Below are 7,035 nucleotides of genomic sequence, written 5' to 3'. Positions count from 1 at the left end.
CGGTAGTCGGGGTGTGTGTGGTAACCACACCGATACCGGAGGTCCTCACCTATCTCGTGGCGGCACGCCGTTCACAACCTGCCTGGGAACTACACCTAGCGCTATCGGTATCCCGCGACGAGAGACGATGCCCGAGTGACCTCACGCCCCGCAACCGAGCAGCGACTGCTCGACATCGTTCCCGGAAATCCGGTGTGCCGGGTCGTCCTGGACCGGACGGGTGAACTCGGCATCGGAGACTGGTATCTCACCGCGGGCGGAGTCTTCCAGTCGGTCTGGAACTTTCTCGACGGCCGCGACCGGCAGGCCGGCATCCGGGACTACGGGTCTACGCTCCGCACGGTTTCGACGACCTGTTCGGGATGGCGCTCCGCCCGAATCCGGTGCTGGCACCTCGCAACGTGTACGAAGCGAAAGCCCGACGATGGCAGGTGGAATGGCCTCGATTGGTCGTCGAACCGTGGCCCGAGCGCTGACATCCTCATTCGCCGAGATCCTCGTCGAATCTGCGTCGCGCTTCCTCGATGCGGGGAAGATTCGTCGACGCCCACATCAACAGAGCGTCGATCGGTTCGCGCACCGTCTTCCCCAGTGCCGTGATGCGGTATTCGACCGCGACGGGACGGGTGTTCACCACCCGGCGTTCGACGATTCCGTTGCGTTCGAGTCTGCGCAACGTGGTCGTCAGGGATTTCTGCGTGACCTCGGGAACGGCGCGCCGCAGCTCGTTGAAGCGGCGCGGAGCCTCGCACAATTCGGTGAGCACGCTCAAGGACCACTTGTCGAGGATCTGCCCCAACAGTTCCCGGTGGGCGGCGACGGCGAGCAGATCGTGGTCAGCGGTATCCGACATGAAACCTGGTTTCGTTGAAGTGACTTCCGGATACCAAGTATAAATCAGGTACCATTTGGTTCCGACCCCAGGAGAACTCCGTGTCCGTCACCCTGTTCAGCCCCGAAGGCACGCTGCCGAACGCTCCTTACCACCACGTCGCAGTCTCCACCGGCACGCGACAGGTCCATCTCGCCGGACAGGTCGCATACATGCCGGACGGCTCACCGATTCCTACCGAGCTGGCCGGTCAGGTGGCCCAAGCGCTGCGCAACGTCGCACGAGGCTTGGACGGAGCCGGCGCGACCTTCCGCGATGTCGTGCGCCTGACGTTCTACGTCACAGACTGGCATCCCGAGAAGATCGGACAGTTCATGGCCGGTGTGCAGGCCGTCGCGCAGGAGATCGATCTGCCCGATCCGATGCCGCCGGCATCGCTGATCGGTGTCGCGGCGCTCTACGAACCTGTCGTGCTCGTGGAGATCGAAGCCACCGCGGTTCTCGAGGGATGAGCGTCGTAGATCAGGCCGCGCAGATCCCGAAGACGGGGAATCCGTCGTCACCCGCAGTGGACCGGAACGCGACCCGCACCCGGGCCTCGGCGCAGTCGGGGAACGATCCTTCGATCTTCGAGTAGAGCCATGGCCCGTCGTCGAGTTCGACGATCGCGAGGGTGACCGCGCTGTCGTCCTGCGCGCCGTCGTCGAGCGGTTCGACGACCTTCCAGGACACGATCGAGCCGGTGCCGGAGCAGCGGGCGGACTCGAGGTTCGCGCCGCCGCAGGAGGAGCAGCACGCTGTCTCCGGAGCGTGAAGCGTCGTGCAGCTTCCGCAGCGCAGGATCGTCATGCAGTTCTGCGTCGCGTGGGGCGCCATCGCAGTCCTTCCGTCAACGGAAAATGTCCGAGCCACGAAGCGGTCCGTCGTAGAGGGGGGGGCGGGACCCCGACGGGCCGATGACGTGGCTCCGATCATCGGCCCCCTATTCGAAGGTAGGTCGGCTCGGGACCTTTTCCATCGGTACGCGAGCACACAGATCGTGGGGGTTCGCTGGTCGCAGCGCACAATGCCGGGTCGGTCGACAGGGGCTTTCGGGTCGTTCGGGCCACCGGATGTCACTTGGACAAGCGCCGGAAGCAACCTCCCTACCTGCAGATCTTCCCTACTTCGACGTGTTCCAGCTCGCACCGGCACCCAGTGCCACGCGCGGACACTGTGCGCGCAGCCCGAACCACTACCGAAACAGTGTGCAGCCGCACCGATGAACCGAGGGACGTTCGTCCTTCACGTGGAAGACAGCGGCACCCGATTCGCCGGGTCGACTCGCCCGCAAGCTCGGTCACTCCAACGCCGCACACTGCGCGCTGTTGCCCGGCAACGCACTCGAAGCGCTGGCCGGCCTTGCAGGACGTCGCCAGGAGTCGGGGCGGATCTGCCCCGCCGACGCGGATACGTCGGGCATGCCGCCCACTCTCATCCAGGTCGGCTCGCACTAATTGTTCTTGTGGACGCGGAGTCGATGGCCGACCGTCTCGCCGACGCCGGTATGGCGTGCGATCTGCAGGTCTGGGACCGGCAGGTGCACATATTCCAGGCCGCCGCGGATCTGCTACCCGAAGGAGCCCGCGCGATCGGCGAGATCGGACGGTTCGTTCGCAGCACCGTGCCCGGCTCCCGCTGACGCGCAGTCAGCCGGACGCGGGCGGAATCTCCGAATCGGGGGCGAGCACGGCGGCGCCGAGCCAGTGGCACAGCGCCAGCGCGTTCTCGAGGTCGAGCCGACACTCGCGGACACTGTGCCCGATCTGCTCCTCCGCCTTGCTGATCCGGTAGGCGACCGAATTCCGGTGCAGATGTAGTCTTTCCGCTGTGGCGACGAAACTCCCTCCGCTGGAAAGGAATTCCCGCAGCGTGTGCCGCAGTTGCGCGGCAGCGGGATCGTCGGCGGCGAGGCGACCGAGCACATCCCCCACCCAGCCGCGGGCCCACTCGAGATTCGTGCACATCAACGCGACCGCGCCGACCTCGTCGATCGAGACGAGACGCGGACCCGGCAGCACCGATGTCAGAGCCACCTCCCGCGCCTGCGCCGCCTGCCGATGGGTGCGGACGAAACCGTCGATCCCCTCCTGCGGCGCGCCGACGGCGACACCGACAGGTCGCTGCCATGCCGCGACGATCCCGGACAGTCCCCTCGGGTCGATGCGATCGACCGTGCCGAGCGGGATCCATGCCCAGGCGGTGTACTCGTCGAACTGTTCGAACAGCACCCGACCTCCCCGCCCGAGATGTTCGGCCAGAGTCGTCACTGCCTGCTCGAGACCGTTCCATTCGGTGCCGGACCGGTCCCCACCGACCACCTCGATATCGTCCGTCCAGACGATCACCCCGAGGTGGCGCTGGCCGAGCCGGTAGCCGAGGGTGCGCTCGGCGTCCCCCACCTCGATCGGTCGTCCGGCCAGGATGTCCTGGATGCGGGCGGTCCGGGAGGCGTTGCGGTTGAGCAGCCAGGTATCGCGCTCGGTCTCGTAGACCCCGAGCAGCTTCTGCGACACCCCGTCGATCCCCGCGGAGAGTTTCATCAGGATCTCCACGCCCGCCTGCATCACTGCCGCGGCGTCGTCGCTGAGTCCGGCCAGCACCTCGAGGCACCAGCGCATGATGCTGTCCTGCGCGAGCCGGTTGCTGCGGTCGACCACCGAGACGGGGAATCCCTGTCGGGCCAGCATGCGCACCAGCGAGTAGGACGCCGCCGGGATCTCGATCTCCTCGAGGTCGTCCCGCAGGAACCGGGTCATGGCTGCGACGCCTTCCTCCGCGGCCTGGGCGAGGGAGCGGCGGGTGTGGCGGTCGGTGGACACCGCCTCGATCTCGGCCGAGATCCGCTCGGTCATGTACTGCGTGATCTCGGCGTGCCGCGTCGTCGACAGGTCGGCGACCGCCTCGATCAAGGCACGCGTGGCAGGTCCGGGATCGCCCACGCTGTGGGTGTCCTGTCCGATCTCGTGAGGATTCATCGTGTCCGATTCCGGAGGCTACGGCGTCTGTCCGAGTGCACTGCCTTGCCGAGCGCACCGCCTCGACCGTAACGGCTCGGGACGGGCCGCCACCGCGGATCGGGGCGTCCCTCGGGCAACGATCATGCCGACACTCACGCCGGGTGTTGTCCGGACCCGTCGGTTGCGCCGCCTAACCTGTCACGGTGAGTGAATCAGGCCGAGCGCGGTTCGGCGCGATGGAGGACGCGTTGGTGCGGGACGACCGCCTGCGCCTGTTCTCGTTCGCGACGGCCGAGAAAAGGGTGCACTACCTGTGGGTTCTGCGCGCATTCGATCACGCGCGCGGCAACTACTCGGTGCTGTTGCACGCCGGCGACGTCGAGAACGTCCTCACCCGACTGCCCGGCGCGAGCGGCGACGACGTGCCCGATTCCTCCGAGATCCCGGCGCTGCTCGAGCAGCTGCACGCGTGGGGTGTGCTCGAACGCAGCTACGACGGATCCCGGGCAGCGACGCTCGCCGAGTACCGCAACCGGCACTACGTCTACCAGTTCGGACAGGCGGGCTACCGGGTGTTCCGCGCCGTGGAGGACGTGTTGTCCTCCCGCGGGGAGGACGTCTCGCTGTCACGTCTGGCCCTTCCCGATCTGCTTGCCGATCTCAACGATCTCGCCGACGCGAACGCCGCCGGCGACGGCGAGCTGGTCTACCGGAAGTTGAGCCGCCTCGACGCGACGTTGTCGGACATGGCCGAGCGCGCCGCCCGTTTCTATCTCGTCCTCGGCGAGCTGGTGCGCACCACCGAGGTCACCCCGGAGACTTTCCTCGCCCACAAGGACGCGCTGCTCACCCATATGCGCGAGTTCAGCACCGACCTGGCCCGCTACGCCCCGAAGCTCTCCACGGCGCTCGACCGGGTACAGACCACCGGGGTTCAGAAGCTCACCGCGGCCGCGGCCCGGCACGACGAGCGGGTGCTGCTCTCGTTCGAGGAACGCGAAGCGGACTGGGCGCAGCGCTGGTGGGGCGTCGAACACTGGTTCGTCGGTGTGGGCTCCGAACCGAGCGAATCCGAACGCCTTCGCGGCGCGACCATCAACGCGATCTCCGCGGTGCTCGGGCTGCTGCGCCGACTCACCGAGCAGCGTCGCGGGGGTGTCAGCCGCGAGTCGCAGCTGCGGCATCTCGCGGGCTGGTTCGCTGCCGCGCCGTCCGAGGAGGCCGCGCACGCACTGTTCGATGCGGTGTTCGACCTGGGCCGGCCCCGACACTTCTCCGTCGCCCATCCCGATGCCGACATCGTGCCGGTCACCCGCTCGTGGTGGCAAGCGCCTCCCGTGGAGATCGCCCGCACCCTCGCCGAGACCGGCCGGCGCCCCGCAGCGGGAGCGCCGGGGCGGATCCAGCGCAACGACGCCGGAGTACGGCGGCTGCGCGAGGCGCAACTCGAGAAGCAGCGTCGCCGGGCCGAAGCGGCGCGTTCCCTCGCCGCCGGAGGGGTGCGCGAACGGAAGCTGAGCGAACCGGAAGCAGAGGTGCTGTTGAGCCTGCTCGACGCCGCACTGTCGGCCCGCGTGCCCGTGAGCGGGCGGGTGCGCAGCGACGATGCGTCCTCTGGTACGCAGAACGGCGTCAAGCTCACCCTCCGACCGAGCGGCGAGTCGACGGTGGTGCACACCGCGCGCGGGCGCCTGTATCTCGACGGTCTGTCGGTGGAGGTGCGATGAGGGCGCGTTCGATTCCGTCCGTCGAGCTGGATTCGTATCAGCGCGCCGCGCGGCTGGTGCTCACCCACCACCTCGTCACCGCGACCTTTCCCGACCGGTCGGCACTGGCGACGGTGCGCCGCTGGGCCACCGAGCTGCGGGAGGATCTGCTCGCCACCTTCGGATACCGGCTCGAGGTCACCGAGACCACCGCGCGGCTGTTCACCGTCGCCGATCGCCTCGACGCGGGGGCGGGCACGTCGACGCACACCGGCCGGCCGTTCGACCGGCGCCGCTATGCCTATCTCGCGTTGGCGATCGCGGCGCTCGGTCGCGGCGCCGGGCAGATCACGCTGTCCGAACTCGCCGAGCACGTCGCGTCCGAGGCCAGCCGGGTGGACGGTGTCGAGCTCGACACCGAACGTGCCGCCGATCGCGATGCCTTCGTCGATGCCGTGACCTGGCTCGGCGTGCGCGGGGCGATCACCCTCGCCGACGGTGATGCGGGCAGGTGGGCGAGCGATCCCGACAGTGGTGAGGCGCTCTACGACGTCGACCGCGCGGTCGTGCATGCCCTGTTCCGGCCACCGCGGGCGTTGCAGCACCTCGAATCGGTGCGCGGTCTGCTCGGCAATGCCGGTGCCCCGCAATCAGATACGGCGGAGGTCCGGAGGCGGGTGCGACGCGCACTGGTGCAGCGTCCCGTGGTGTACGCCGACGATCTCGACGACGACGAAGCGCTGCAGTTGGCATTGCCGCGCACCACCGACGAAGTAAAGTTGCTCACCGGCCTGGTGTGTGAGCGTCGCGCCGAAGGTGTTGCGCTGGTAGATACCTCGGGACGACTGTCAGATGTACGGTTTCCGAACACGGGGACGGTCGCGCAGGTCGCGCTGTTGCTGGCCGGGGAGATGTGCGATCGCGTCCTCGATCCCGACGCCCCTGCCCCACCCCGGATACCCGTACCTGCACAGACACAAGACGCTCTCCTCGCGGCCGTCGATTCCGCGATCCCGAGGTCGACGGTGTTCACCCCGCTCGCGGCGTCCGACACCCCGATCCCCGACGAGCTGGAGCAGGACGACGCCGCTCGTGCCCCGCTCGAGCATCCCTTGCTCGAGGATTCGTGGCTGGCGGGCACGGTCGGGCGTCTCGTCGACATCTACGGCCGGACCTTCGCCGCGCAGTGGCAGGCCGACCCCGCGGGACTGGCCGAGGCCGCGGTGGACATGCTCGACCGGCTGCGGCTGGTGGCCCGGGTACCCGGCGGGGTACTCGTCCTGCCCGCGATCGCCCGCTTCCGCGGCGTGACGGTCAGTGTGCGCGAACGTGATCCGGAAATCGACCTGTTCCCCGAGACCACCCCACCGACAGTCCCCGCACCCGATACGAACCCGACGGACTCTCAATGACTGTGTCAAGCAACAGCAGCGGCCGGAGCCGGGTTGTCGATGCTGAATTCTCGGCCGTCACGCAACAACGCCCACAGAACATCGAC

Annotated in this window: 9 protein-coding genes and 1 pseudogene; 7 read left to right on the top strand and 3 right to left on the bottom strand. The window is 68.1% G+C overall.

Annotation, left to right across the window (positions count from 1 at the left end):
- Positions 1-135 precede the first annotated feature (135 nt).
- Positions 136-276: pseudogene (locus ACQR3U_RS23165) on the top strand (hypothetical protein); the annotation flags it as partial.
- Positions 240-476, top strand: coding sequence for a nucleotidyltransferase family protein (locus tag ACQR3U_RS23160; protein WP_306672643.1), 237 nt, complete (start codon positions 240-242; stop codon positions 474-476). The pseudogene ACQR3U_RS23165 and the gene ACQR3U_RS23160, both read left to right, overlap by 37 nt.
- Positions 477-481: 5 nt before the next feature.
- Here the strand turns inward: ACQR3U_RS23160 and ACQR3U_RS23155 are convergent, their stop codons facing one another.
- The gene (locus ACQR3U_RS23155) at positions 482-853 is read right to left on the bottom strand and encodes a winged helix-turn-helix transcriptional regulator (RefSeq protein ID WP_039587212.1); all 372 of its coding nucleotides are present in this window, start codon (positions 851-853) and stop codon (positions 482-484) included.
- Positions 854-933: 80 nt separating this feature from the next.
- On the opposite strand from ACQR3U_RS23155, the gene ACQR3U_RS23150 reads away from it, so the two are divergent.
- Positions 934-1,344, top strand: coding sequence for a RidA family protein (locus ACQR3U_RS23150; RefSeq protein WP_024100879.1), 411 nt, complete (start codon positions 934-936; stop codon positions 1,342-1,344).
- A gap of 10 nt (positions 1,345-1,354) precedes the next feature.
- Here the strand turns inward: ACQR3U_RS23150 and ACQR3U_RS23145 are convergent, their stop codons facing one another.
- On the bottom strand, positions 1,355-1,708 hold the full coding sequence (locus ACQR3U_RS23145) for a Zn-ribbon domain-containing OB-fold protein (RefSeq protein ID WP_006551994.1): 354 nt from the start codon (positions 1,706-1,708) through the stop codon (positions 1,355-1,357).
- Between the two features lie 491 nt (positions 1,709-2,199).
- Between ACQR3U_RS23145 and ACQR3U_RS23140 the strand changes: the two genes are divergently transcribed.
- Both ACQR3U_RS23140 and ACQR3U_RS23135 read left to right on the top strand, forming a co-directional pair.
- The gene (locus ACQR3U_RS23140) at positions 2,200-2,328 is read left to right on the top strand and encodes a hypothetical protein (protein WP_257785273.1); all 129 of its coding nucleotides are present in this window, start codon (positions 2,200-2,202) and stop codon (positions 2,326-2,328) included.
- A 23-nt stretch (positions 2,329-2,351) separates the two neighbouring features.
- Positions 2,352-2,513 (top strand): hypothetical protein, encoded by a 162-nt coding sequence (locus ACQR3U_RS23135; RefSeq protein WP_024100878.1) that lies wholly within the window; start codon positions 2,352-2,354, stop codon positions 2,511-2,513.
- 7 nt (positions 2,514-2,520) lie between these two features.
- Here ACQR3U_RS23135 and ACQR3U_RS23130 read toward each other — a convergent pair whose 3' ends face one another.
- Positions 2,521-3,849 carry a PucR family transcriptional regulator gene (locus tag ACQR3U_RS23130; RefSeq protein ID WP_200360100.1) on the bottom strand — a complete coding sequence of 443 codons (1,329 nt, stop codon included), beginning with the start codon at positions 3,847-3,849 and terminating at the stop codon, positions 2,521-2,523.
- Between the two features lie 218 nt (positions 3,850-4,067).
- On the opposite strand from ACQR3U_RS23130, the gene ACQR3U_RS23125 reads away from it, so the two are divergent.
- Together ACQR3U_RS23125 and ACQR3U_RS23120 are read left to right on the top strand one after the other, a co-directional pair.
- Positions 4,068-5,558, top strand: coding sequence for a TIGR02677 family protein (locus ACQR3U_RS23125; protein WP_230811590.1), 1,491 nt, complete (start codon positions 4,068-4,070; stop codon positions 5,556-5,558).
- On the top strand, positions 5,555-6,949 hold the full coding sequence (locus ACQR3U_RS23120) for a TIGR02678 family protein (RefSeq protein WP_230811588.1): 1,395 nt from the start codon (positions 5,555-5,557) through the stop codon (positions 6,947-6,949). The genes ACQR3U_RS23125 and ACQR3U_RS23120 overlap by 4 nt, the downstream gene beginning before the upstream one ends.
- Positions 6,950-7,035 lie beyond the last annotated feature (86 nt).

The sequence above is a fragment of the Rhodococcus sp. IEGM1339 genome, assembly GCF_050321925.1.
In the GTDB taxonomy this organism is placed as follows: Bacteria; Actinomycetota; Actinomycetes; order Mycobacteriales; family Mycobacteriaceae; genus Rhodococcus; species Rhodococcus pyridinivorans.
Note: the sequence above shows the minus strand (reverse complement) of the source record. Positions and strands in the feature narration are given on the sequence as shown.

Coding starts and splice junctions, on each gene's coding strand:
- ACQR3U_RS23120 (WP_230811588.1), top strand. CDS start 5,555: ATGAGGGCGCGTTCGATTCCGTCCGTCGAGCTGGATTCGTATCAGCGC.
- ACQR3U_RS23130 (WP_200360100.1), bottom strand. CDS start 3,849: ATGAATCCTCACGAGATCGGACAGGACACCCACAGCGTGGGCGATCCC.
- ACQR3U_RS23145 (WP_006551994.1), bottom strand. CDS start 1,708: ATGGCGCCCCACGCGACGCAGAACTGCATGACGATCCTGCGCTGCGGA.
- ACQR3U_RS23155 (WP_039587212.1), bottom strand. CDS start 853: ATGTCGGATACCGCTGACCACGATCTGCTCGCCGTCGCCGCCCACCGG.
- ACQR3U_RS23135 (WP_024100878.1), top strand. CDS start 2,352: ATGGCCGACCGTCTCGCCGACGCCGGTATGGCGTGCGATCTGCAGGTC.
- ACQR3U_RS23125 (WP_230811590.1), top strand. CDS start 4,068: ATGGAGGACGCGTTGGTGCGGGACGACCGCCTGCGCCTGTTCTCGTTC.